Consider the following 24,329-nt stretch of genomic DNA (forward strand, 5'->3'; position numbering starts at 1 on the left):
GAGTGTGTCACTATTTATTTCGAAATCCGAAAAGCGCGCCGGCCACACCGGCGCCGGCAGAGGGGAGGTAGCCGACCGCTACTTCTTTGAGGCTCTGGGCTTGGCCTCGCGCCCAATCGAGCGTGCGATTCACATCGCTCTGAATCAGGTTCCACTCCAGGTGGATCCAGCCGGTCGTTTTGAGGATGGCCACGAGCGCCGCCAAGGAGAGGGTGATCAACAGCGCAATTTTGAGCGTTTTCCGAAAGGCCCACCCGACCAAGAACCCGCCGATGAAGCTGGCGCCACCGCGGGCGAGCGCCGGCGACATCATATCGCTAAGCCAGGCACCGACTCCGGCGACGGTTGTGGCACTTGCGGCCATAAACGATTTGGCTGCCCATGGTGGGTCGGACAGCAGAGGGCCGAGTGTTTTCGCCAGAAAGCTGCTTTTTGCCGCGGGAGCTGGATTGCTCATAGACGAGTGTTCCCAAAGGTGTTGCAAACTGCTGGGTCGCCGGACTCCAGGCCTCTCTTGAGCCAGGTCATCCGCTGTTCGGACGAACCGTGAGTCCAACTTTCCGGTTGAACGTGCCCTCGCGATTTTTTTTGTAGCCGGTCATCGCCAATCGCTGCTGCGGCGCGGAGCCCCTCTTCGAAATCTCCGGGCTCGATCAAGTTCCTCCCACGTCTGGCATGGTAGCCCCACACACCGGCATAACAATCGGCCTGGAGTTCCATACGAACCGACAGCGCATTGCCTTCTGCTTCAGAGGCCCGCTGCTGAAGGCGGTGTACTTTTTCCGCAACGCCGAGCACGTTTTGTACATGGTGGCCGACTTCGTGTGCGATGACATAGGCCTGGGCGAAGTCACCCGCTGCGCCCAGTTGATATTCCATCTGATTAAAGAAGGCAAGATCGAGATAGACCCGACGGTCGCCGGGACAGTAGAACGGACCGACTGCCGAGGAGGTGGTGCCGCAGGCGGACTGCACTGCGCCGCTAAAGAGCACCATCCGTGGGTCTTCATATCGTGAACCAAGGAGTTCCCGCCAGGTTGTTTCCGTGTCGGCGAGGACGACGGATGCAAACCGGCCGAGTTGATCTTTTGGCGCTCCGACCGCCCCTGGCTGCGATGGGGCCGAGGGTGTGATCGACTCGGTCACGCTTTGGACGCCCGTCAGGAGATTCAGGACGGTCAGTGGATTCATGCCGGTGAAATAACTGACGGCCAGAGCCAGCACGATCGTGCCGATCCCCAACCCGCCTCGTCCTCCGATGCGGGCAGGCCCCATCCCGCGGCGATCTTCAATATTGTCGCTTTCGCGTTGGTCGTCGATCCGCATGAGCGCCCTCCTCGAGCAGGATGTTGAAAAAGACCGCCAGCGTCGTTCTCGCATCGCTCAAGGCTTCAACGTACCAACCGCGTACGCCTCAGCCTTTCGCTCGCTGCGGCCTTGCTGGACAGCCTTTTTGACCATCCTGCTGGCTCTTATGGCTTGACCAGAGGATTCCCTTTGTCACATTGTGTGACGGCTAGCAAGGGTTTCCCTGCAGTCTGTCAATCTGAGTCCTTTTCCATCGTTTGGATGAACTTGTCGGCTTCGGCAATGGAACGGTTCATATCTTTCACCAGTTGATCAACCTGCGCATCGACTTTTACGAGCTCACCTTTGATGGCGGAGAGTGCCCGCGCATTCAGATTGTGTTTCAGGTAGAGGACCTGATCGCGCAGCGGTTTGAGGACCGGTTCGATTCGTTGCTCCGCCCGCTTCATGGCACCCAGCATCTCTCGATAGCGGCTCTTGGTCTGGGTGAGTTTGGCCTGGCTCTTCCGGCGGAGGTCGGCGCTGGAGTATTGTCCGAGTTCCGTTTCCCATTCGGAAAAGAGGGCATCGGCTACGCTCTCGACGTCGGAGATTTTCTTTCGGACCGCTTCGGCACTGTCCTCGCTGTTCTCAAGTTCACCATTGAGCTTCTTGTAGGTGGCTTCGAGGTCGCCACCTTCATAGGCGACGACTTTGCCGAACTGCTCGAGTGTGGTCTGAATTTCTTGCTTGGCGTCTTCTTGTGCATCCCGCGCTGATTTGACACGAGTGCTCAGGATATCTCGTTTGGCATAGCCCATCTTCTCCATGGTGGCCATATAGGCCTTATCGCAGGAGGAGAGGCTCAACGGCAGAACTGACACGATAGCAGCTAGGAGGAACCGTAACATCTTCACCTCTCTCCCTTGGGATGTGCATCAACGATGCGCGTCTGTCTGAACGCTCAGGCTCGACACTGCATCATAACTGAAGAACGTATCGAGAGAAAACCCCTAATCGCGGACAATGACACGTAGAAACGGCATCAGCTTCACGCTATAGTGGGCCTATGGGGCTTGCCTCTTTCAGGTTGTGGTGGGTAGCGGCGTTCATTTTGGCCGCAGCCTGTTCTTCTCAGCGGGTGGTCCCAGAGTCGCTCGAACCTCTCGTCGACCGAACCGTCACATTCCCAGAAATACTGAGTGCGCCAGAGTCCTACCAGGGAAAGGTCGTGGTGCTCGGCGGAGTGGTCCTCAAGGCAAAGCGATTGAAAGACGGTACACAGATCGAGCTTCTGCAATTGCCGCTCGATAAACGCGAAAGACCAATTCTCAACCGCCAACAATCACAGGGGCGATTTCTGGCAATTCGACAAGACTTTCTGGATCCTGCGACGATTGTTGAGGGATCAGCCATGACCATTGTCGGAGACGTGTCCGGAGCCAAGACCGACTATCTCGATGACGTGGAATATCAGTATCCGGTTGTGACGATAAAGCACATCCATCCATGGCCGGCTCCGTCGTATGGCAACATGCAACCACGGCCTAGATTCTCGATTGGGCTTGGAGGCGGGACAGGAGTCGGCGTTGGTGGAGGTGGGGGATTCGCCATTGGATTTTGAATGAAGTGAGAACGCTGCGGGGTGGCTTTTGCGGTCTCCTCAGGTCAGTAGAAGTTGTATCGGAGGAGGAAACTGGCCAGAAATGCTCCATCGTGCCAGGTGTCGTTAAACGCTTTACCGGGGAAAAAGTACCCAAGGACGAACTTGGTTTGCAGATGCGGGATCCCTTGGTATCCCACGACGAGGTCAACCTCGCTGCCGATATGCTTGCTGAGTCCTGTCGGGTCCGTATCAAGGTCGGATCCACCAATGCGTTTCGAGGCATGGTCTTGGAGGTAATAGTGATAGACCAGGTCGAAGGAGGTCTTGGAGAGCGGTTTGATCCCTACGCCTCCCGTAAAGACCATGAGGTTGGTCAGTCTGGGATCCAAGACCTCGCCATAGTATTTAAAGCGTGCCACGCCGTTCAGTTTGTCCGAATTACCCTGAAACCCAGTCTGTCGAAATCGCGCATCGACGTTGTCGTTGGGGTTACTGTCTCCTGTTCCATAGGCGTAGCCGATGGTGAGGGAAGGTTCCCAAGCCCTGTCGAATACCTGCGTGAGCCCGACGTCGATTGCCTCACCTCGTATGCGCTGACCTCCGTCTGAGCCGCGGACCGCAGCCGTTTGTAACCAGTATTTTAGGTTGTCGAAAAGCCGCCCACTCGTCTGGAGACCGACTGTGATCGGTTGAGCTGTACCGAGCCGTTGCTGATCCTGATAGAGGGCGAACAGTCCGATGTGGTTTTTTTTGCCGAACTTGTAGTCGGCATAGGCGTAATAATTGACAAACCCCTCCTCGTCCTCTTCAGCTTCCCGTCTTAGGAGATTCCGCTGAACGAGGTTCAATTGGCTGACCGATAGCTCCACTGAAAATTGTTCATACTGGTAGCCCAGCCTGATTGCGTCCATGTTCTCATTGAACAACCACCGTCTGGAGTCGATGAACCGTTGTCGTCCAACTTGAAGCCGTGTGCCAGGGACCACGTTTTTCACGGTAAGAAAGGCGAGATTCATGTTCAACTCGGTGGTCTGTGACCTGTCCTCGATTTCCTCGACGGCAATCGGTATTTCAAGCACTGGATTCACATAGAGTTGCAAATATTGATTGGGCTCATACGCGAATGCGGGAGCGAAGATCGGCGTCAAGGTGCTGTCGGCCTTGCCGAAAGTCGAGGAGAGGTCATAGTGACGATTGGTTTCTCCTTCGAGCGAGGTATAGCCGCCGACGAATAAATCGGGACCGATGGGGATGGTCGCTCGTGGTGGTGCGTTTGGATCGAACGGCTCCACGAGAGGACTGCTCGATAGACCGTTCGCGTGGCTGTACGTCGGAAGGAGCAGACCATTCGTTGGGGGAGGCTCGTTCGATGAGGATGGTAATGGACTTCTAGTCTCTTCGACGGGTTTCGTCTCGGCTTGTACGATGTTGGCAAGCCAGAGCGTCAATACTGCCACCAGCATTATGAGTCGTATTGGAGTGTTGCGGTTCATGTATCTTAGACGGATTGCCCGAGTGAACGTGACGGTATTGGCGCACATCAGTGAAAAAATAATTTGGTGCTATGTCAGATTGTTTGATCGAGGATGGACTAGATGGTCTGACTGCTGCACGTAGAGGCCGGCATAGAGCCCATGCTGGCTTAGCAGTTCCCGGTGTGTGCCCTGTTCGACTAAGCGGCCTTGGTCTAAAACAAAAATGCGATCGAACAGATCCATTCCGACTAAGTGATGGGTAATGACGATCGTGGTCCGATCGGCCTGGATCCGTGTGATGGTTTCACGGACATAGGTGGCCGATCGGTGGTCCAGCGAGGCGGTAGGTTCATCAAGCATCAGAATCGATGGCTGCTTGACGAGGGCGCGTGCGAGGCAAATCCGTTGCCGTTGCCCACCGGACAAGGTGCCGCCACGCTCTCCCACAATGGTGTCATACCCATCAGGTAGCTCTGCGATGAACTCGTGGGCATTGGCCTCTTGAGCCGCTTTGACAATCTGCTCGCGTGTTGCCTGTTCGACTCCGTATGCAATGTTGTCTGCGATACTGGCTTGGAACAGGAGCGTATCTTGGAGCACCACGCCGATCGAGTGGCGGAGCGATTCGCGCTCGTAGTCGGCAAGGCTTCTGTCATCGAGCAAGATCGTTCCTTGGGACGGTTGATAGAGACGCAGCAGCAGGCTGACCAGCGTTGACTTGCCGGCTCCGGATGGACCGACGAACGCCACTCGTTGACCAGGTGCAATCTGAAGGGTGAGGTCACGCAGTACAGGACATCCCTCCAGATAGCTGAATGAGATGTGCTCCAATCGAATGTCGCCGATCAAGTGATTGACCTTAACGGCGTCCGGGCGGTCTTGAATGTCCGGTTCGTTGCCGAGCAAATCAGCGATGCGTTGTGCGCTGACCATTGCCTGGGAAAATTGGGATGAGAGCTTGGACATATCCTTGATCGGACCGTAGATATTCTTCATGTAGCTGACGAAGACCAACAGGTCGCCAGGGGTTATGCGGGCCTTCAGTACTTGCCAGGCCCCCAAAAAGACGGTGACGGCGGTACTGATTGCGCCGATGATCGACACCACCCGCGCCACTGCGGCAGTTGTTCTGGCCGTACGAAGTCCGGTGTGAAGGTGTTTCGTACTTTCCTGGTTGAACCGGTCTTGCTCGACCCGTTCCCGCCCGAAGGTCTGCACGACAGAGATGGACGACAGCCATTCATTCAGCCGTGAGGTCATGTGACTGTCCCGCTCCCGCTGATCACGCGTGGTTGCAAGAATGTTTCGATTTAAGATGAAGAGTGCTGTGACAAGGATCGGCATCGTGGCGAGGATAATGAGGCTCAGCTCCCAGTTGAGGGCAAACATGACCACGAACATGCCGATGAACGTGAGGATGTGGCCGGACACGGCCAATGGAATATCCGTGAAGGCGTTCTTCAACGTTTGGGTATCACCCGCGAGCTTTGTCAAGAGCTCACCAGAACGGGTCTGCGAGTGAAAGGACAGTGAAAGCCTCTGGACATGAGCGAAGAGGTGTTGCCGGATGGTGAAGACCAAGCGATGGCCGATCTTGCTCGTCACAAATGATTGGGCATACGACAAGGCACCGTTCATGGCGGCAATGACGGCGATCGATGCCGCTAGACTGCCCAACAAGGCCAATGGCCATGACTGTATGAACGGATCGAGGAAGGTCAATGACGGCGGCAAGGACTTTTGCAGCAGGATGTAATCAAAAATAAGTTTGAGCGGCCAGGGCGCCATCAGTTGCATGAGCGTGACGCCGAGGAGGCACCCAGTCGCGAGAGCCAGATGTGGCCAGGCTGAGCGTAAGTGCGAGGCGATGATGGTTCGAAATCGAGCCTGCCCTCGACGCGTGATCTCCGTCTGTCTCATCGTGGCACCGTTTGTGACTCCCGTGTGAGCGGCAGCAAGGTTTGAAAGGTATGGAGTCGTACTGCTGCGGATCGCGTGAGCTCAGCCATGAGCTGGTCTAGAAATACGAAGGCCTCGCGCTCCATCACCTTGTGATGGAGCAGGAGTCCTACCATCGGCAGCATGTCCATCTGCGATATCAGGACCTGGACAATCTCATGCGGAGCCTTCATGCGGGCCCCGCCTTTCCAGGTGTAGAGATCCAGCGTCGTGGAAATCTCGGAGAACCGGTACCCAGTGATGCCGTCCTTCCCACGATCTTTGGACAAGACCCGAAAGCCGAGTTCATCCAGCGCCCGATAGGTGTCTGTGGTGCAGCGATTCCATGGCGGGGTGAAGGCCGGGAAAAACAACTCCTCAAACGTGGATTCAAGAATCGCTTTCCCCTGTGCGATGTCATTCAGTTGTTGCGTGAATGAACGGGAAGGGCCGAACTCGTATTTCCGCCCCTCCGGCTCATGATTCGAATGTATCCACCCATGTTGGTCCAGGCTTAACAGCGCACGGTCGGCTCGAAGGACATTCTTCAGAGTGGCCGTACAGGCGGGTGTCAGCCGACCGGGGATAATTTCTAGATTCATTGGCACGCCTCTGGCCAGCGCAAGGTCGAGCAGATGCTTCAGTGATTCCTCGTCTTCATCGACATCGTCGTCTCGAAGAAAAAGATGGAGTTCTCGACCTTCGGTCTGTTTTTCGTCCAGGAACTGTCTTAGTGCGGTTTGCCATTGTCCAGGTTGAGGCATGGAGACCGATCCCCACGCGGAGCGAGTGGTCCGATTATCCGACTGTTGGGCGAGCCGTTCAATCGACAGAGCCGTTTCTCGTCCACCGTTAGTATTGATGGAATGTGGAGTGCGAGCGTGCGAAGCACTCAGAGAGGCGAGGATCTTTTCTGCGAGCTGTTCAGGGGTGAGGTCAGTAGGCCGTAGTAGGGTGAGGAGCCCACGCTGCTCAAGTTTCTTGGCTCGAATGGTTTGCTCGTCATTTTTATGACCGGTAAAGGGCCACACCAGTGCGCGTGTGCCGGTATTCAACAGATTCATACAGGTGTTGTAGCCGGCCATTGAGATGGAGAGGGTGGCTTGATGCATGAGTGATTCAAACGATGAGGTGAAACGTCGGACTTGGATATGTGAGCACTGGGCTGCAAGTTCATGGAGCTCCACATACTGCTGCTCGGGCATATAGGGGCCTGTGAACACGAGCATCCGATGGGGGAGTTTTTGAATCAGCAGTGTGGAGGCCCGAATACTACTGTCGAGCAGTTCGTAGCCCACACGCCCGCCACCGACACTGGCAAGAATCAGCGGCCTGCCATCGGAAACTGATTGGTCGTCTGTTGTTTGAACATCCGCCGACAGATCTGAGCCCTGCGTCACAAACCCGGTGTACTGAACTTCGCATCGGAGATCGTGGCAGCGTGAAAAGGTCTCATCTAATGTCTGGAAGGTCGGATCCGAATGGATCAGTAGTAGGTCGAAATACCGATTCATCAGACTCACAACCCAGTCTTCATGACGAACGTGATCCGGTTTGGTCACTAGAATATCCCGCAGGCTGCAGACGACTTTGGTTGATGGTGCTGATAAGCGGATATGTGCCAGTAAGGGCAACAGCTCAAAGGCAAACCGCTTTCTCCCAAACGGGAAAAGCTCGATGATCACGACGTCTGGACGAACATGACCGACGAGCTCGAATAACGTGCGCTTTCTGGCTTGTTGAACCTGTTCAAGGCTGGTGCTCTCACCGTGGACGTTCAGACTCTGAAATTCACTGTCAGTTGTGATCGGAGGTAGATTGACGATCGTCACCCACGATGGCGTATCCACGCCGGAAAGGGATTCACCTCCGTTCACGAAAACGACGGAGCAATTCCGCAGGGCTCGGGCAATGGCCATGCTTCGGATGAGGTGCCCCATCCCCAGGACGTGCTGACAATAGATGAGGACGCGTGGCTTGTTGTCACAATCTGTTGTGGAAGCCGACTCGTTGCTCATAGCCTGAATCCTTTCTGGGCCAGCTGAAGAATCTGCTCGACGGTGCGCTCGAATCCCGGTGCGAATCGTAAGTAATGCCGGTAAGCCTTATTGATGAATTGGAGACGGGCATGCCAGGCCAATCGTTCGAGCGGGACCTCCCATTCCACCTCTCGCTGGTATGTGCGGTACAGCCGAGTCGATAGGTCTTGCACAAATTGCTGGTCTAGCTCACGGAAATGCAGATCGACCATAAAATTGGCCAGGTCCTGAAGGGGGTCTCCGATCACCAGCTCATCTAGGTCGCAGAACACGAGCCGTCCCTGATGGGTGAGCAGCTGTTGAATGTGAAAGTCCCAATGGATCGGACAAGGGGGAATGGTTGATGCCGGAGGCGGGATCTGTTCGAGATCATTGGCCATGGCCATACACGTTTCCGCGAGAGTTGGAACGGCATCTGAAAGTTTGGCCAGTTTTTTGTGGGCCTCAGTGACATGGTCCGTTGTCGAATGGATGGTGAGACCGGGGACCTGACTTGTATGAAGTGATACCAAACCTCGTGCGATTTCTGTGATGTAGTGTTCATGGTTCGATGGATTGAGGACTTGGATAAGGGGCGTCCCAGGAACGCCGCGTTGCCACAGGGTGTTGATCGCAGCGCTGTAGCCGAGAGGCTGAGCAATGGCCATCGCTTGTGGATCGGCCAGGGACCGGTCCCAGAAAAACTGTAGGCGCTCATAGAGCGGTCGTCCCTGTGAGTCGCAGAACGTTTTCCCAAACAGTTCGTCGATCCGACCCTGGGTAGAATCATAGAGGGTATACCGATTGGTACAACGAATCTCCGGTCGATAATTGACCAGGTGTCGTGCCAGGACCTGAGGCGTGCCTTGTATGCCAATCTGCTTCAGCCCATCTAGCGGGAGATGTTGCTCGATTGCCACGAGATCAACAAGGTGGTGCAAATGTGGAAGTGCTGGGTCATGGGGGAATCTCCACAGGATGAGATCCTGCTCTGGGACATGGATCACAGAATTAGGAAATTCCCGGTCAGACATTCCATTCTGAATGAGTAGGCGAAAGGCCTCTCTACTGCGACCGCCAAGAAACACCTTCAAGTAAACGATACGCTGGCAGCCTGGGCCAGCTGCTTCTTCTCTCAGTGTGAGCTGATAGCAGGCGGACAGCGTGGACTTACTCTTGCTGGTCGGCTTGAGGTACGTCTTCAGCTTTGCGTCCAGAATGACGCAGTCCCTGATTTCGAAAGAGCCGGTGGAAAGTTCTGGAACACATGATCGAAGGATGGGAACAGCGTCCACGAGAGTTGCGAACCGCTGAAAGGTTCGGCGTAGAGTCCCCCAATCTGGTGTTACCATGGGCTTAGAGACAGGACCGATGTTGAGTGGTGTATGGGTGGTCGACATCATGCATGCCTCACGCGTGCCAGGATGTTCGTGAGTACGCGATCCGCATCGAAATAGCTTTCAGCGATGTCGCGAGCCGTGTAGTGACGGTTCATGCGACCTCAGGTGATGCTGTTTCTGCATCTCTATAGTCGACTCGACCCATGGCCAGTTCCAACGGCTCCCCCCTGAGTAGGTAGGTGATCAGTTGTGGCTGATCGCCGGTTGTAATTTGATAAACGCACTGACTCTTGAGCGTCAGGTGCGGCCAGCGCTCTTCCGATTGGCGCATCAACATGCCGAACAGTACTCGGTTGGTGTTGCGATGCCCCACGATGAGGATCGTCCCACCGGCTTCATGAACAAGAATGTCTTTCAGTACCTGTTGCACCCGTTCTGCCAGATCAATGAAGCGTTCTCCGCCTGGAATCCGATGGGTGCGCTTATCGTGCTTTCGCGCATCCCACAAGGCACGGGCTTCTGGATCCCGATCATCACGAAAGCGGCCTTCCAGTACTCCAAAATGCTGCTCATTCAAGTCGGCGTGGCTCTGGATCAGGAGGCCATGCATCGCAGCAGTGGGTCTGGCCGTTTCGACTGTTCGTCCGAGGGCACTGGTATAGATCCCGGTCAAAGGCACCCCGAGGAGCCGTACTGCCAGCATCTGACTGTGGCGGATCCCCTCTTGTGACAGCGGCGTATCGAATTGGCCAGAGACTCGTTTTTCCAAGTTCAACTGACTTTCGCCGTGGCGAACCAGGTAGATCGTGGTTGGTCGAGATGTTGTCCGGCTCATCATGGTTGCCTGCTCCTGTCATGGGTTTCGGCCAATCCGTCAGCCAGTGATTCCAATGAAAGGGATTCCGAAATTCGGTCCGCAAGGCTCAAAAGAGCCTTTAGGTGCTCTCGCTGATTGTGTTTCAGGCGAGTGATGCATCGGTGCGAACGCTCGACCACCAAGGCCACGGCGGTAAACCAGGTGAGCGTGCGTTGATCGATCTTCCATGGCGTGGACTGATTGTAGTGGTTGAGAAATCTCTGTACCGGAACTGCCATCTGGGACAACGGTACTCGCTTCGCTAACGCCCCCGTGAGTAACCCGGCAACAAAACTGCCGAGATCCAGACCGGGATGTCCCTCACAGACATTGTCGAGATCGATCAAAGCGATCCTGTCTTGCGTCAGGAACAGATTCTTCATATGGAGATCACCGTGAAGCGTCGCGGTAGGCCCAAGCGGAATGATTTTGGCATGTTCGATTAACCGATCCCGTAATGGAACTAGTATGGGTCGGCAAGTTGGCCGGCACTGCATCAAGACGGAAGCAACGGATTCAAGCTTGCTGAGCTGCTCCGCCATGGTGATCTGCGGAATATTCGACAAAGGGGTTGTATGGAACGTGGCGATGGTGTGGGCGGCTTTCTCCAGAAGGGGAATGCTTGCTGGGGTTTCAATGGAGTGGTTCTCCAGTGTGGTGCCCTGAATACCCTCTTGCCAGAGAGTTTTGAGGCGCGTGTCATATCTCAGCGGCCGCGCGACTCCGAGCCGCCCACTGCGTCGGGCCTCACTGTTCCAGAGTTGCTGCATCACCAGATCTGTCTGAGCTCCTTCTTCGTTGTAATAGGTCTTACCGAAGATCGTCAGTGTCTGCCTCGTATCCCGGGATGAATGAATCAGTTCAAATGATGTCTGCACCGTGCAGGTGTGTTCCCCGACATAGTGCATCACGCGGGATTTGGTGTCGGCCACTTGCCAGCCTGTGCCTACATGCGCCAGGACCCAGTTGGGTGGAATGCTCGATGTGCTCAAGGCTGCGTGGCTGGAGGCCGGCAGCGTGTGTATCTTGCGATCGTTTGGAAAGCTCCAGAGGACCATCTCGATCTCGGGAAGATGGATCAGTGGTTTCCCGAATCTCGGCTGCACGAGGGCCTGCGTTGAGGCCTTTTCCCATTGTGGCAGCGAGCGGCCGTTCGGGAACGCACGGCCGCAGAGAATCTGTTCTCCGCTCTCTCTCGTTTCGACGTTCTCGACGTCCAGCCGATAGCTGATCATGCAGGACGATGTCGGCTTGTACCGGACCTGGATAATGTCGCACTGCCGGATCAGGAAGCGGTCTCGAACACTGGTCGACTCGAACATGCCATTCCACAACGTCTTTCTCATGGCTTCTGCGTCTAAGATCATCGAAAGCTGTGGAAGCTGGACATCCATTGGAATGTCGTCGCGTCCATCACGCTGAGAAGGTCGAGATGTTTTTGTTGTTGGGATCACAGCGGTATTCATCATGGCTAGGCGTGATGTTTGAATAGTGGTCGACCATCGCGGCCTGTGCGCGTGATGCACACATGATCGGTACAGGAAGGCACGAGGGAGTCATTCTCATGGATTTGATGCTCGAGAAAGACCAGTTCATCGCAATACTGATCGCTATTCGTGTGAGTGATGGTGATAGACACAGTTGCCCGATGTTTTCCTCCCACAGGCCTGACCAGGTCTGGGATCTGTTGAGCAGCGATGGAAATCTTCGGTGTCTCGTGCTTATAGGGGTACACGACGGTCAGAAAGCACGTGATCGAGGCATCTTGCGTCAGGCGGACGATCGGCGCCCGCTCTTTCGTACCGTACGATGTGGAGACAAACCCTTCCTCGATGGAGGGGCGTACGGTCGGCACAAGCGGCTGTGCAAGGACCAGCTTGGGTGAATAGACTGACAGCGTGTCGTGCGACACGGAGAGCGAAACCTCCCCTTGTGCGGGTGGTGCGAGATGGAAGTGAAGGTCATACCGGTGGGATTCGTCTGCACGCAGGAGATCGAAAATGACCCAGTATTCTCCGTTGATGAACAGCACCTTCCGCTCATGAATCACCGGATACTCATAGCTACGAGCTATACCATGCAGATAGTCAAGCCCGGGCTTGCTGACAAATGCGACCATCGATCGATCAGGTTCGGGACCTGAAATCTTGAACCGACTCTTTTTCCACTCGTACCGAGTTTGATTTCGCCCATCCACCAGCACGGTGTTGTGAGCAGCCGTGTTGCGAAAACGGACACGCCAATTGACTGGTCCTGATTCATCATAGGTGTAACGGCCTGGATCCATGATGAGCGGTGTGCCGTAGGCATAGGCTTCGAAACTGAGCAGATCCAAATGCCCATGATTCCCAGCACCCAACGGGCCGCAGTCGAAGATCAGGTAGCGTTCGTCCTGATAGGTTTGATCCCGATCACCCCAACCGCTCCGCAATGCATAATAGCCGCTATGGGGAAATCCTTTTGATCGCACAGTCGGAGGCTGTCCCTGTGCGCCTCGTGACGCGACATACAAGAGAGCTTCCCCTCCGTAGAGATCGTAGCCTTGCTGCAAGAGGTCCAGGAAGCAGCGGCTATCGCCGTCGCTGAGAGCGGGGATCAGGCCATCAGGTCTGTGGGCATAGAGTGAAAATTCCAAAGCCTTCTTCACTAATTGATCAAACGGCTCCGGCATCTCGATCTGGTTGAGGCGCGCAAGCTTGGTGATCCAGAGATAGTTCTTGAGCACCAGGTGATGGTAATCGGTGGATTGTTCGCAGTGGACTCCGTCGGGCTGGAGATCAGACTGAATGTTCCTCACCAGCTCGGTTCTGGACCAGGCGAGCCATTCGCGAGCCTCGGTGAATTCTGGAAAGACGACGGCGGCCAGGAAGATCGCACAGAGTTCCAATGTCCGATGATTTCTGGCCGGCGTGACATGGTCTCGTAAATATGAGACCTGGTGGTGTAGCGAGGACAGAAAGGAACGGTAGAAGTCTGGGGTAACGCAGCTTGCCCGGGTCGTGTTCACGAAATAGTAATGAGCGAAGATCCAATTCTGGATGCGCCGTCCTGCGACGTCGCTGGGGAGGAAATCGAGCGGAACGGTTCGAATCCAGGAGCCGGTGATGTCAACCCATGCCTTGGCGTATCGAGGATCATTCGTCTCGTGATAGGCCATGCCGAGCCCGACGGCGTAATAGAATTTATGGAGCAGGATCAGCCATTCCTGGTCGCTGCTGAGATTGGTGAGCCAGAGCGGGGAGCCGGAAAAGATGTGACGTTCGCCGTTGAACTCAAACTGATTCATCAGTATGTCGTCAATCTTCGGGCGTGCCGTTTCAACCGCATCCAGGACCGGGAAATAGTGGATCGTCGTCCTGGTCTGGAAATGGTTCAGCAAGGCGTCAGCGGTCAAGCGCTGGAAGGGTTCCGCAAAGAGATGCCGGGAGTCCATCTGTTCACTCGAAGGGTGCTGACTAGTGGCAAGCCGCATGGGTTTCCTGGTGATCAGTGGTGGTCCCAACAGTTTCCATATGAAAAAGGTTGAACAGCTGTTTCGTAGTCTGACTCGAGTCAAAGATTCGGCACATCGTCTCACGCCCGGCATGAGCAAGACTGTTCCTGAAGTCGGAGTCAACCAGCAGTTCTTCGATGGCTTTGGCAAGGGCCAACGGGTCGCGCGGTGCGACCAACAGGCCGTTGCGTCGATCTTTAATGATTTCCGGAATGCCGGAGACCGATGTGGAAATCACCGGGACTCCAGAGGCCATGGCTTCGGCGAGGACGTTCGGAATGCCGTCTCGATCACCGTTGTCCACCACGTGACAGGGGAGCACAAACACCGTGGCGCTCTGATAGATAGTGCGGAGCTCCTCTTGTGTCACACCTGGTTCGATTGCAATGTTTTCCTCAAGACCATACCGGTGAATCAGGCCCATTACTACATCAGTCTGTTCATCAGGTTCACCGACGATCCGGCAACGGAACGGGATTCCGTGCTCATGAATGAGCCGACAGGCCTCGATCAAAAAGGGAAACCCTTTCTTTTCGACGAAGCGTCCGACTGACAGGATTGTTGGGATTGCCGGCGTCTCTCGGTCAATGGCCGGAGCGAAACGCGTCGTATCGACTCCATGATAGATGGTGTGGATCGGGGCACTCTGTGAGGAGACGTCCTGCAAGTGATGATGGTTGGCTCCTGTGCAGGTCACGACGAACTTCGCTCGACGTAGTTTAAGCGACAGCAGATCGCCGGGGTTCAGTTTTGGCAGATAAATGTCCTTGGCGTGGGCGGTAAAGCTGAAGGGCAGGTCGCTCAGCATGCTTGCGAACATGGCCATGGTTGTTGCGCCATGGCAAAAGTGGGCGTGCAGATGACGGATGTTTCCTGACTTGAGAACGGAGTCGGCAATCGCCCCGGCACGAAGAAAATCTTTGTAGAACACTTTCTTGGGCCACGTGAAGACGCTGCTCCGACAGCTCAGGCTCAATGTCCAGGCTTCCCATGCAGCATGCAGATATCGGAGCGGAACGGTGCGAAGGAGTCGAACATGACTCGAACAATATCGTGGAAGGTTTGCGATCAGCCAGGACAGAAATCCGCTGTCTGTTTTCTCGCTGTCTTCGGGCAGATAGGTGAGCGGTGAAATGAGGGCCTTTCCATGCGGTCCGGTACAGTTCGCTTCGCCTTGAAACGCAGAGAAGAGGTGCAGCTGAAGCCCCATCTGCTCCAGGAGCATAACTTCGTTGGTGATGAAGGCTTCTGATCGACGGGGGAATCCTTTCATAATATAACCGATGCTGCCGTCGGACGAGCGGGTCTCTGTCTTGTTTCTGTCTGGATGGGGAAAGGTGTCTGCCGTCTGCAATGGGGCTGCTTCTATCGGTACCGTTCCCGTGAGAAAGAGCGTCTTGAGTTGATGGCTCGCATGGCTGGACGTAAATTGCTGCTCAATGGTCTCACGCCCGGCTTGTCCTAAGCGTTGACGGATTGCCGGATGATCCAGAAGATGAGCGAGGGCCAGCGCTAACGCTTCAGGGTCTCGCTGGGGAACAAGAAGACCGTTGTGATCGTGTCGGACAAGTTCCGGAATGCCTGAAACTCCAGTCGTGACGACGGGGAGTCGGCATGCCATGGCTTCCATGAGGACGTTCGGAATCCCGTCGCGATCGCCGTCCTGAGCGACCTGACAGGGAAGGGCAAAGATGTCGGCACGTTGGTAGAGCCCCACGACTTCTTCGAGTGGTTGTTGTCCCATCAACAGGACGAGATGTTCGAGATGGAACTCTTGAATCAGCGCTTCCATGGCGGATTGCAAGGGGCCGAATCCGACGATGCAGCAGTGAAACCGGTAGCCACGGACGTTCAGCAAATGGCAGGCGTGGAGGAGCGTGAGTAACCCTTTCTTTTCTCGAAAGCGTGCGACGCTTACGATTGTGGGGGTCGCTGACGGTGCAGTAGGATGATCGTGCCGTAGCCGGTCGAATCGGGCCAGATTCAGGCCGTGGTAGAGACGAAGGAGCGGGGTGCCGTTGTCCGACAGACGCTGGAGGTACTGCCGATTATCCTCGGTGCAGGTGACGACGAATTCCGCATGGTGCATTTTCCTTTGTAGTATGGCTGGTGGTGTGAGGAAGATATCCTTTGCGTGGCAGGTCATGCTGTACGGAATGTCTGTCAGCCGGTGAGCGAGTTCAGCGACGCTCGTGGGGGCATTCGCAAAGTGGACGTGGAGGTGACCGATGCGTTGGTTGAGAAGCGCCGCAGCGAGTGAACCGGCCTGGATAAATTTCGGCCACGAAGGCTGCTCGGTGGATCGACGCCAAAATTGAATGGTCGAGACATACCGCCGAGGGGAGCTGATGAAGAGCCGAAGATGGGCCCAGAACGGATTGTGGTGTAAGGTGCCGAGCGAGCGGGGCAGATAGGTAACCGATGCGCGGACTTGGCCGACCATATCGTGGGTGATAGGGTCGGTCGGCGGCTCAAGGGCGAAGACCGACAAGTCCAGTCCCAGCGCTTCCAGGTCCAACACCTCTTGCAGGATGAATGTCTCCGACACTTTTGGAAACACTTTGAGGAGGTATCCGATTCTTGGCGTGGATTGTGTCGGCATGGTCTACACCGTGGAGTGGTGCGCCCTCAGTGTCGCCCGCGAGAGAATGTCCGATGGGGGACTGATGAGAGCGGTGCTTGTCCTCATGTGCTGTGTTTCCATAAACAACTGAGTCACGGCCCTGGAGACGTTGGCGCCACCGTTCAGAGGTATCCCGATATCCTCCGGGCGAGGGGGCCGAGGCTGTTGCAACGACTGTGTGATGGCTTTGAATAGGCTCGTAGGGGTCAATTGATCCGGGTGCATCATGTCGATCAGACCATGCGCTGCTAGGCGTTCTGCTCTGATGTATTGTTCAAGTCTCGGACGGACTCGCGGCACGATAATCCCCCGTTGGTTGGCGGTCAGAATTTCAACGACGGTGTTATAGCCGCCCATGGACACAACGAGATCAGCTGCTGCAAGATACTCGTACAGTCGTGGGGTGAAATCTAGGACGGTTAATGCCAGCTCCGGAGAGGCGGCTTGCTGGAGGCGACGGTGTTGCTCAGGGCCCATCAACGGGCCGGTCACGATGAGGGTGTCAAAATTGGGCCGTCGAGAAGCAAATCGTTTTCTGAGCATCGTGACGTATGCCTTCACGAGGGGATAGCCATCGTTCCCGCCACCGGGGGTGACCAGAACCAAGCGATCGCTCCGTAGAGCTAAGTCTCGGCGAGTGTCCTCTCGAGAAACGTCCGGTTGTGTTCTGCCCACATAGCCGCACGAGACAACCTTCTGCTCAATGCTCCGCGGAAGTCCATATTCTTTGACTGGATCATAGATCGTGCGTGAGCCGTAAAGGAAAATGGCGTGATACGTGTTCTTCAGCAAGGGGATGATGCCGGACTTGGTCCATTCAGTTTGAACGTGATCGGGATGATCCTCGATATCGCGCATCCCCAAGATAATTCTGGTTGAGGGCGACTTGGTCTTGAGGAATTGGAGGGCCGGTAAGAGTTCCCCTCGTATGCCGGCCGGGGCCTTGTCGACTAAGAGGATGTCGGGTCGCAAATTGCGGACGCTCTCGAGAATGATGCGTTGGCGAAGCTTGAGCGTGATGTCGATTGTATGTGGAAGCAGTCGCGAGCAATACTGTCCGTCGGCGTCCTTGGTGAGCGCTGGCAACTTAATGTACTCCATACGTTCAGGTAACGCATAGGCGTGAGCCTGCATGGATCCGGTCAGCATGATCAGAGAGGCATGCGGGATACGTTCAGACAGATGCTGCGCAATTTCCAGGCTCCGGCGGATGTGGCCGAGGCCGTAACTATCGTGTGAGTAGAGCATGATCAACATCGGTTCAGCCTCATTCTTCCTTGTCGCCCAGGTATGCGCGGTCGGTTCATGACCACTTCCGTCGTTTGCTCATGTTCGTGTTGAAACAGCCTCTCATGTGCATCTCAGATACAGTCATGTTTGTTGGACGAGACTGATTGGATTTCGTAAACACATTCGTTACAGGTTCTGCTCGATCATCGCCGCCGGACGGTTGGAAACGATGCCGGACGCACCAAAGCGTGTAAGCGTCTCGAGAAGGTCATCGAATGAAAATGGTTTCGAAAGATAGGCATTCGCGCCGGCCTGCCTACTCATTTTTTCCATTTCCGCCGTCCCTTTCGCCGTCATGAGGAGGATGGACGATTCCACCCCTCGCTGCCTGAGGGTCCGGCAGATGTCGAGCCCGTCATCAGGCCCCAGAAAAATATCGAGGATGATGACGTCGTAGACATTGGCCCTGGTCAGGGCCAATGTCTGCGACTTTCCTGAGGAAACCTCTACGCGGTGCTCTTCGGCTTCAAGCCCGCGCTTCATGAAACCGACAATCCGCTCATCATCTTCCACGATCAGAATGTGCACAGCCGCTCCCTATCTGAGTATCGTGACGCGCAATATCGTCAGGGGCTACCGTACGCGAACGAGATGAGAGGCGGCTGAGAGCGAGATGAGAAATTGATAAGAACTAAGATGTGTGTTGTGTAGGAAGTATCTCAGCAGGTCGGTCAGGAAGATTGATTGTCTGAGATCTTGTATCCGAAATCTCGCACGGTCTGAATCAGTTTTGTTTGCGAGCCGCCTTCGATTTTTTTTCGCAGGTATCCGATATAGACATCGACGGTATTGGTCAGGGTGTCGTGATGATAGCCCCAGACTTGTTCGAGAATGGAGGTGCGACTGAGCGCTTTATTAGGATGGGACATAAGAAATGCCAACAGGTCAAATTCTTTCCGAGTCAAGGGGATGATCGCGTCGCCTCGGCGCACCTCGCGTGAGCTTCGGTTGAGCGAGAGATCGGCTACGCACAATACCTGGGCCGTTTCTTCGTTGTGTGATGGTCGCCGTCGGAGCAAGGCCTTAATGCGCGCAAGCAGTTCCTCGAAGGCAAAAGGTTTTGTGAGATAGTCGTCCGCGCCATGGTCGAATCCGCTCAATTTGTCCTCCAGGGCATCTTTGGCCGTCAAAATGAGGATCGGGGTCTCGATCTGCTCACGGCGCAAGGATTGACAGACTTGGTGGCCATGTGTGTCCGGTAATACAAGGTCAAGAATGATCAGGTCGTACGGTGTGAGGCCTCGCTGTACTCCTTCTTGCCCATCTTGAGCGACATCCACCAGGTAGCCTTCCGCTTCCAGCCCACGTTTGATGAATGTCGAAATCCGCTCGTCGTCTTCCACTACGAGGATATGTATGGCTGCCATGGGCTAGACCCTTTCCGGTGTGCGTGACGCGTGATCAGGTTCGTGAGTACATTGCGGGGAGGGAACCGGATGAAGGGGAAGTCGAACGGTCACCGTCGTGCCCTGGTGGAGAGTACTGGTGATCGAGATGTCCCCGTGGTGCGCTTCTGCAATCCACTTGGCGATCGGCAGGCCAAGTCCGGCCCCACCCACTGCCGATGGACGGCCCCGCCAAACACGATAGGCTCGCTTGACGACATGCGGAAGATCCGCTTCGGGAATTCCCAGCCCGTTGTCGGAGACCATGACCTGCACCTCATGCTCCGAGGTGTTCTGTCGAATGACAATCGAGCCGTCTTTCCGTCCGTATTTGACGGCATTGTCCGTGAGAATCATGAAGAGTTGCATGAGCCGTTCTGGATCTCCTTGAACCGTCGCCTCGCGCGACACCCCTTGCAGCGTCACGGCGATGTTCTGTGAGCGCGCAAGAATGGCCGTTTCTCGGCGTACCTCTTCAAGCATCGGCCCCAGCAAGGTCGGCTTGAGATCCATCTGCAACGTGCCCGATTCCGACCGAGCTAAAAACAGAATATCGCCGACCAACTTATTCATTTGACTCGATAGTTGGACGATCCGTTCCAACGTGGCCCGATATTCGGAGATCGGTTTCTCCTTTCCTCTGAGGGTTACCTCAGCTTCTCCCCTGATCACGGTCAAGGGGGTCCTGAGTTCATGACTGATGTCGGCGAAAAATTGCGACCGTAATTGATCGAGCGCTTTCAACTTCTGATGGGCATCTTGAATCGTCTCCACCGCCTGCTTTCGTTTCGTGACGTCTTGTCTGATGCTGATGAAGTGACTGATCTCGCCCTTCCGGTCACGGACGGGAGTGATCGTTTCCTCTTCCGTGTAGAGACTGCCGTCTTTTCTACGATTGGTGCTTTCGCCATGCCAGACCTTGCCGCGCATGATCGTTTGCCACTGGTTCTGATAGAAGGGCTGGGCCTGTTGCTCAGCGGTCAGACTGCGGATGTTCCGGCCGAGCACGTCGTCAGCCGTATACCCGGTCAATGACGTGAAGGAGGGATTGACCCAGGTAATCCGTCCGATGCGGTCCATGATCATCACGGCATTCGCGGCGGATTCGAGTGCCGTCCCTTGCAGTCGTATTTGCTCTTCCTCCTGGTCCTGTTCCGTTCTGTCCTTGGCGATACAGGCGATCCCCTCGATGAGACCATCCTCTCCCCGCATCACGGCCGCCGACCAGGACAGCGAGAAGGTCCGCCCGTTCTTCGCGAGACAGGTGATCGCCATTTGGTGAATCGAGCCTTGCCGCAGCATGTTCTGATAGGTCTCTCCATCCAGTGGGTTGTCATGGGGTGGGAACAGGATTGCCCCGCCTTGGCCGAGCAGTTCCTGTTCTTCATATCCGAGTAGATTGAGCGTCGCATGGTTGACGCTTCGTATGGTGCCGTCCGGACTAAACACGATCAGGAGGTCGGTCATGGAGCGAATGACGTTGTCGACATAGTTTTTCGACACGGTCGTATGCAAGAGCTGCTCGGTCATGCTGTTGAAGCATTTGGCCAATTCGCCCAACTCATCGGCGCTGGACACGGGCACGGTCGCGTACAGGTCGCCTTCGGCCACTTTCTTCGTGGCCTCGGTGAGGGGAGCGATGACCTGCAAGGATTGTCTGAGCAGGATGATGAAGAGTCCGCCTCCGAGCAGAAGCGTGAACATGCTGGCTCCCACGGTTTGGCTCACTAATTTGCTGAGTCGTTGCTCAAGCGCATCCCGATCCAACAAGATTCTGACCGAGCCGATCGATGAAGCAGCGAGGAGGTTGTCCCGTTCTCCTTGGTTGGGAACGTCGACGATGAGTCGTCCGAACTCTGAGATACGGTATCCCTTCCGGAGGGCCACATCTCTTTGCCAGACGTCCCCAAGGTCCGGCAAGATGAGGTCTTCGGTGGTAAGTTGAATTCCGGAAAATTCGAGCCACACGTCCTTCGAGGGGCGATACGCAAGAATGGCGACAACATCTTCGCCTTCGCCAAGAGAATGGAGAAGTGTGGTCAGTCCCTCAATGTCCTGTTCCCTGTAGTGCGTGCGCGCTTGTGATGCAATAGTCTTGGCGAGCGTCTCTCCGCGGATCTTGAACTCTTGATACATGGCATTGCGGCTTGAGGTATAGGCGAAGAAGGTCAGGCCACAGACCGCGCCGAAGAAGACGGCAAAAAACAAGGCCATCAGCTTGTGTGTCAGGGAACGTGTCAACCACCGTCGGATCATCATAGTGATGACGCTATCGACTCTCGATGATAAGCATGATCTTGATCTGACTATCTTTCATTGCCTTGACTGCAGAGAGGTTGACGTATCCGATGGCTCCTTCAATGACGCCGACAAAGCGCACGATGGCTTCGTCCGACCGTTCAATCACGCTCTGGACGGGAACGGGCGTACTTTGTCGATAGAAGACTTGATCCGGCTTTGCATTCAGGACACGCAGATAGAACGTCTTCCTCTCTTCGGCGGAGATTTCACGATTGACCAGCTTAATTCGGTCGCCCCCCGGCCAGTGGAGCGTCTCTCCTCGGTACATGCTGGCGACGGTGGTCGTACTCAGTGAGGTGTTGGGATTATTCTTATTGGCAATAACGGCGAGGGGCTCAGCATGTGCGAGGGCGGTGTAGAGCCAAAGCGCGAGCGTCATTGCCAGCGCCGGTTGCGGGCGCGTTCCTGTACGGGATGGGCGGTTCATGGGATAGCCGTCAGAAGATCCACGCGATGGATGTCAGAAATCCGTCGGATGGGAACTGATTGAATTGGCCGTTGTTAAACTGATACTCCATCTTGAATACGTAATCTTCCACCGGACGATAGTTAAATCCAATGATCATTTGCTCTCCGGTCAGACTCCCGGTCGGGCTTGCTACCGTATTCATCTTGGTTCGACCGTAGAGTCCGACGAGCGCGAGTGTCGGATTGTTGAAGTGGCGTCCCAGGATGGTGGAGTTCAGCGCGGAAGGCCAGAACCGATACGTCAGCTGAATATAATATCCCCAGAGGCTTGAGAGTGTCGGTGAACCTTGAATATCAAACCGTGCGAATTCGCTCCTGAGCTGAAAGTTTTCCCATATCTTCACATTGCGAGGCTTGAATTCGGTGTCGAAGGCGATGCCAGTGATCAGGTCCTGGGAACCGGTCTTGTAGTCTCCACGGTATCCTGAAAGTCCTACTTCATACTGATCAAAGAATTTTAGGGTTGCGCGTCCGACGACGGCCTTGTCGCCGTTATTGTCTGAGCGTAATCCTGTTCGCGCACTCTGCAGGCCTGGGTCAGGAATGTTGCCTGGTGTGGCCATAAACTTATCCGTGAGTCCGTTGATCACCTGAACTTCGTAGGTCGCTTTGACGTTATCTGAGATCGGTATGAGTCCAAAGGCGCTGAATCCCAAATCGCCCCAGGTGGTAGGGGTCACGAGGCGTGCCACCGAAGGCGGGCGTATGAGATCCCTGCGTGGGTCAAAGTGATCAAGATTAAATTTGCCGAACGGGATCAATAGCACTCCAGCACGAACATTGAAGGCCTGAGTCAGGAGAAGATCGACGTAGGCCTGTTCCGCATCCGCGGTTCCATTGGGAAGTCCCAGATCAATTTCGGTGTAGACGCGAATCCGGTCGTGAAACTGCCCTGAAATCAAGACTTCGAAGTTGCCGTCATGGGTCGACCGTCGATCCTGAAAACTTTCAAATATCACGGCTCCGTAGGCACCGACTCGGATGTTCTGAGCCAGTTCATCCGATAGGCTGCTCTGTCGTTGTTCCACGACTCCAAGACGGTCCTTCAGATCAGCGAGTTCCTTACGGTGGTGCTCTTCTATCTGGTGGAGCTGCTTTTTCAGCTGTTCGACCGTATCGTCTCTCTCACTCTTGGACGGCACGTGGGTGGTTTGGGCGAGGAGCAGGTTTGGGACCAGTGCACAGAGAAGGAGCGTGACCAATCCCACGATACTTCGTAGGGGGTTGTGGCGAGCAGAGGATCGCTGAAACTTTGGTCGGTATTGTGTCATGGTCTCTCCCGATCCTTTACCGGAGGGGAGAGATGATCCAGTTCGTCATCTCGCCTTTCCCATTGAGGTGGCGTGCATACAGGCGTTGATTGCCGGTTGGCCGAAGTTTCCAGTTGGACACCGGTTGTTGATACGAGGTTTGTTCTCCTTCATATCGAGGCCGTTGTAAGTGTTCGATAATAAGATGCACCTCACCGTCGAGCACAAACACGAAACCCGTCGTCAGCCGATCCGGCTTCTCCACATCGGCAATGGTGAAGGCAGAGACGCGTTCTGGAGGGGCAAGGCTCAACGCTTTGGACAATTCTGGTGCCAACCGCTCTGCTTGAGGCTTTGTGAACACTCTCCGAGGGCGAGCATTGGCAAACGGCAACAACGTGCCCGCATCATAGGTGAGAGACTCCAGGATATCGATGACCGCTTCAGGTGGGATTGTGTAGGGGTGGTGAGCCGGCATGATCAATGGGTACCCTGCGGGGAGTTCGCAGATCACGACTGAGAGTGTGTCGGATTGATGAATCACAAGATCGGGTCGCGACTTGCAAGATGGCAGGCTCAAGAGTGCCAGGAATGCGGCTAAGACGATGTTCCCTGACAGGGTCATATTCTGTTTGACCATCACCCACTCCTTCGAACCGGCAGAGGTTTCTTGGCGTTCCTAGACTGCCTCCCCTTTGACGAGGCAGGCGAGGCTTTGTAAACGCCAGGAGATGTCTTTTAATGGGAATGACCCACAATAAACAAGGCTTAGTAAAAAGACGGTACTGCGAGAAGTCGTGTTGTACGTGGCATTGAGTACGAACAAATTAGGAATACAATGAAAGTGATGGCTGCCGGTGGATTGATCAACCTCGTGCTGTTTTCCAAATGGATCGGCGCATGGTGTCCGCCCTGATCGGGGTTTCTCGCAGGCTGTTCCGAAAGTCCGTCCGGCAAGGCTGCCCGCCCGAAGAGGCGAGTCGGACTCTGTGCCGCACG

At 55.2% G+C, this 24,329-nt stretch carries 19 protein-coding genes; 1 reads left to right on the forward strand and 18 read right to left on the reverse strand.

Going from position 1 to position 24,329, the window contains the following annotated elements; translation table 11 throughout:
• Window positions 1-10: 10 nt before the first annotated feature.
• From ACMTNU_RS12170 to ACMTNU_RS12180, 3 genes are all read right to left on the reverse strand, one after another.
• A complete protein-coding gene (locus ACMTNU_RS12170) occupies window positions 11-457 on the reverse strand; it encodes an FUN14 domain-containing protein (RefSeq protein ID WP_413935526.1) in 447 nt (148 codons plus the stop codon).
• Window positions 454-1,326, reverse strand: a complete 873-nt coding sequence (locus ACMTNU_RS12175) for a neutral zinc metallopeptidase (RefSeq protein WP_413935527.1) — start codon at window positions 1,324-1,326, stop codon at window positions 454-456. The genes ACMTNU_RS12170 and ACMTNU_RS12175 overlap by 4 nt, the downstream gene beginning before the upstream one ends.
• Window positions 1,327-1,541: 215 nt before the next feature.
• Window positions 1,542-2,198 (reverse strand): DUF2959 domain-containing protein, encoded by a 657-nt coding sequence (locus ACMTNU_RS12180; protein WP_413935528.1) that lies wholly within the window; start codon window positions 2,196-2,198, stop codon window positions 1,542-1,544.
• Window positions 2,199-2,356: 158 nt separating this feature from the next.
• On the opposite strand from ACMTNU_RS12180, the gene ACMTNU_RS12185 reads away from it, so the two are divergent.
• Window positions 2,357-2,911, forward strand: coding sequence for a Slp family lipoprotein (locus tag ACMTNU_RS12185; RefSeq protein WP_413935529.1), 555 nt, complete (start codon window positions 2,357-2,359; stop codon window positions 2,909-2,911).
• A 44-nt stretch (window positions 2,912-2,955) separates the two neighbouring features.
• Here the strand turns inward: ACMTNU_RS12185 and ACMTNU_RS12190 are convergent, their stop codons facing one another.
• From ACMTNU_RS12190 to ACMTNU_RS12260, 15 genes are all read right to left on the reverse strand, one after another.
• Window positions 2,956-4,356, reverse strand: a complete 1,401-nt coding sequence (locus ACMTNU_RS12190; RefSeq protein ID WP_413935530.1) for an alginate export family protein — start codon at window positions 4,354-4,356, stop codon at window positions 2,956-2,958.
• A 99-nt stretch (window positions 4,357-4,455) separates the two neighbouring features.
• On the reverse strand, window positions 4,456-6,288 hold the full coding sequence (locus ACMTNU_RS12195; RefSeq protein WP_413935531.1) for an ABC transporter ATP-binding protein: 1,833 nt from the start codon (window positions 6,286-6,288) through the stop codon (window positions 4,456-4,458).
• On the reverse strand, window positions 6,285-8,324 hold the full coding sequence (locus ACMTNU_RS12200; protein WP_413935532.1) for a glycosyltransferase: 2,040 nt from the start codon (window positions 8,322-8,324) through the stop codon (window positions 6,285-6,287). The genes ACMTNU_RS12195 and ACMTNU_RS12200 overlap by 4 nt, the downstream gene beginning before the upstream one ends.
• A complete protein-coding gene (locus ACMTNU_RS12205) occupies window positions 8,321-9,727 on the reverse strand; it encodes a phosphotransferase family protein (RefSeq protein ID WP_413935533.1) in 1,407 nt (468 codons plus the stop codon). The genes ACMTNU_RS12200 and ACMTNU_RS12205 overlap by 4 nt, the downstream gene beginning before the upstream one ends.
• A gap of 88 nt (window positions 9,728-9,815) precedes the next feature.
• Window positions 9,816-10,502 (reverse strand): histidine phosphatase family protein, encoded by a 687-nt coding sequence (locus ACMTNU_RS12210; RefSeq protein WP_413935534.1) that lies wholly within the window; start codon window positions 10,500-10,502, stop codon window positions 9,816-9,818.
• Window positions 10,499-11,866 carry a phosphotransferase family protein gene (locus ACMTNU_RS12215; RefSeq protein WP_413935535.1) on the reverse strand — a complete coding sequence of 456 codons (1,368 nt, stop codon included), beginning with the start codon at window positions 11,864-11,866 and terminating at the stop codon, window positions 10,499-10,501. The genes ACMTNU_RS12210 and ACMTNU_RS12215 overlap by 4 nt, the downstream gene beginning before the upstream one ends.
• A gap of 125 nt (window positions 11,867-11,991) precedes the next feature.
• A complete protein-coding gene (locus tag ACMTNU_RS12220) occupies window positions 11,992-13,992 on the reverse strand; it encodes an alginate lyase family protein (protein WP_413935536.1) in 2,001 nt (666 codons plus the stop codon).
• A complete protein-coding gene (locus ACMTNU_RS12225) occupies window positions 13,976-16,615 on the reverse strand; it encodes a glycosyltransferase (protein WP_413935537.1) in 2,640 nt (879 codons plus the stop codon). Before ACMTNU_RS12225 ends, ACMTNU_RS12220 begins: the two co-directional genes overlap by 17 nt.
• Window positions 16,616-16,618: 3 nt before the next feature.
• The gene (locus ACMTNU_RS12230) at window positions 16,619-17,893 is read right to left on the reverse strand and encodes a glycosyltransferase family protein (protein WP_413935538.1); all 1,275 of its coding nucleotides are present in this window, start codon (window positions 17,891-17,893) and stop codon (window positions 16,619-16,621) included.
• A gap of 159 nt (window positions 17,894-18,052) precedes the next feature.
• Window positions 18,053-18,454, reverse strand: a complete 402-nt coding sequence (locus tag ACMTNU_RS12235; RefSeq protein ID WP_413935539.1) for a response regulator transcription factor — start codon at window positions 18,452-18,454, stop codon at window positions 18,053-18,055.
• Window positions 18,455-18,597: 143 nt separating this feature from the next.
• Complete coding sequence (locus tag ACMTNU_RS12240; protein WP_413935540.1) at window positions 18,598-19,293, reverse strand: response regulator transcription factor; 696 nt, start codon at window positions 19,291-19,293, stop codon at window positions 18,598-18,600.
• A gap of 3 nt (window positions 19,294-19,296) precedes the next feature.
• Window positions 19,297-21,570: a PAS domain S-box protein gene (locus ACMTNU_RS12245; protein WP_413935541.1), complete on the reverse strand. Its 2,274-nt coding sequence runs from the start codon at window positions 21,568-21,570 to the stop codon at window positions 19,297-19,299.
• Window positions 21,571-21,580: 10 nt separating this feature from the next.
• Window positions 21,581-22,039, reverse strand: a complete 459-nt coding sequence (locus ACMTNU_RS12250) for a hypothetical protein (RefSeq protein ID WP_413935542.1) — start codon at window positions 22,037-22,039, stop codon at window positions 21,581-21,583.
• Window positions 22,040-22,049: 10 nt separating this feature from the next.
• A complete protein-coding gene (locus tag ACMTNU_RS12255) occupies window positions 22,050-23,351 on the reverse strand; it encodes a hypothetical protein (RefSeq protein ID WP_413935543.1) in 1,302 nt (433 codons plus the stop codon).
• A 16-nt stretch (window positions 23,352-23,367) separates the two neighbouring features.
• Entirely contained in the window at window positions 23,368-23,970 is a 603-nt protein-coding gene (locus tag ACMTNU_RS12260; RefSeq protein ID WP_413935544.1) for a hypothetical protein, read from the reverse strand.
• Between the last annotated feature and the right edge of the window lie 359 nt (window positions 23,971-24,329).

This window comes from Nitrospira sp. BLG_1 (assembly GCF_047338595.1).
Lineage (GTDB): Bacteria > Nitrospirota > Nitrospiria > Nitrospirales > Nitrospiraceae > Nitrospira_D.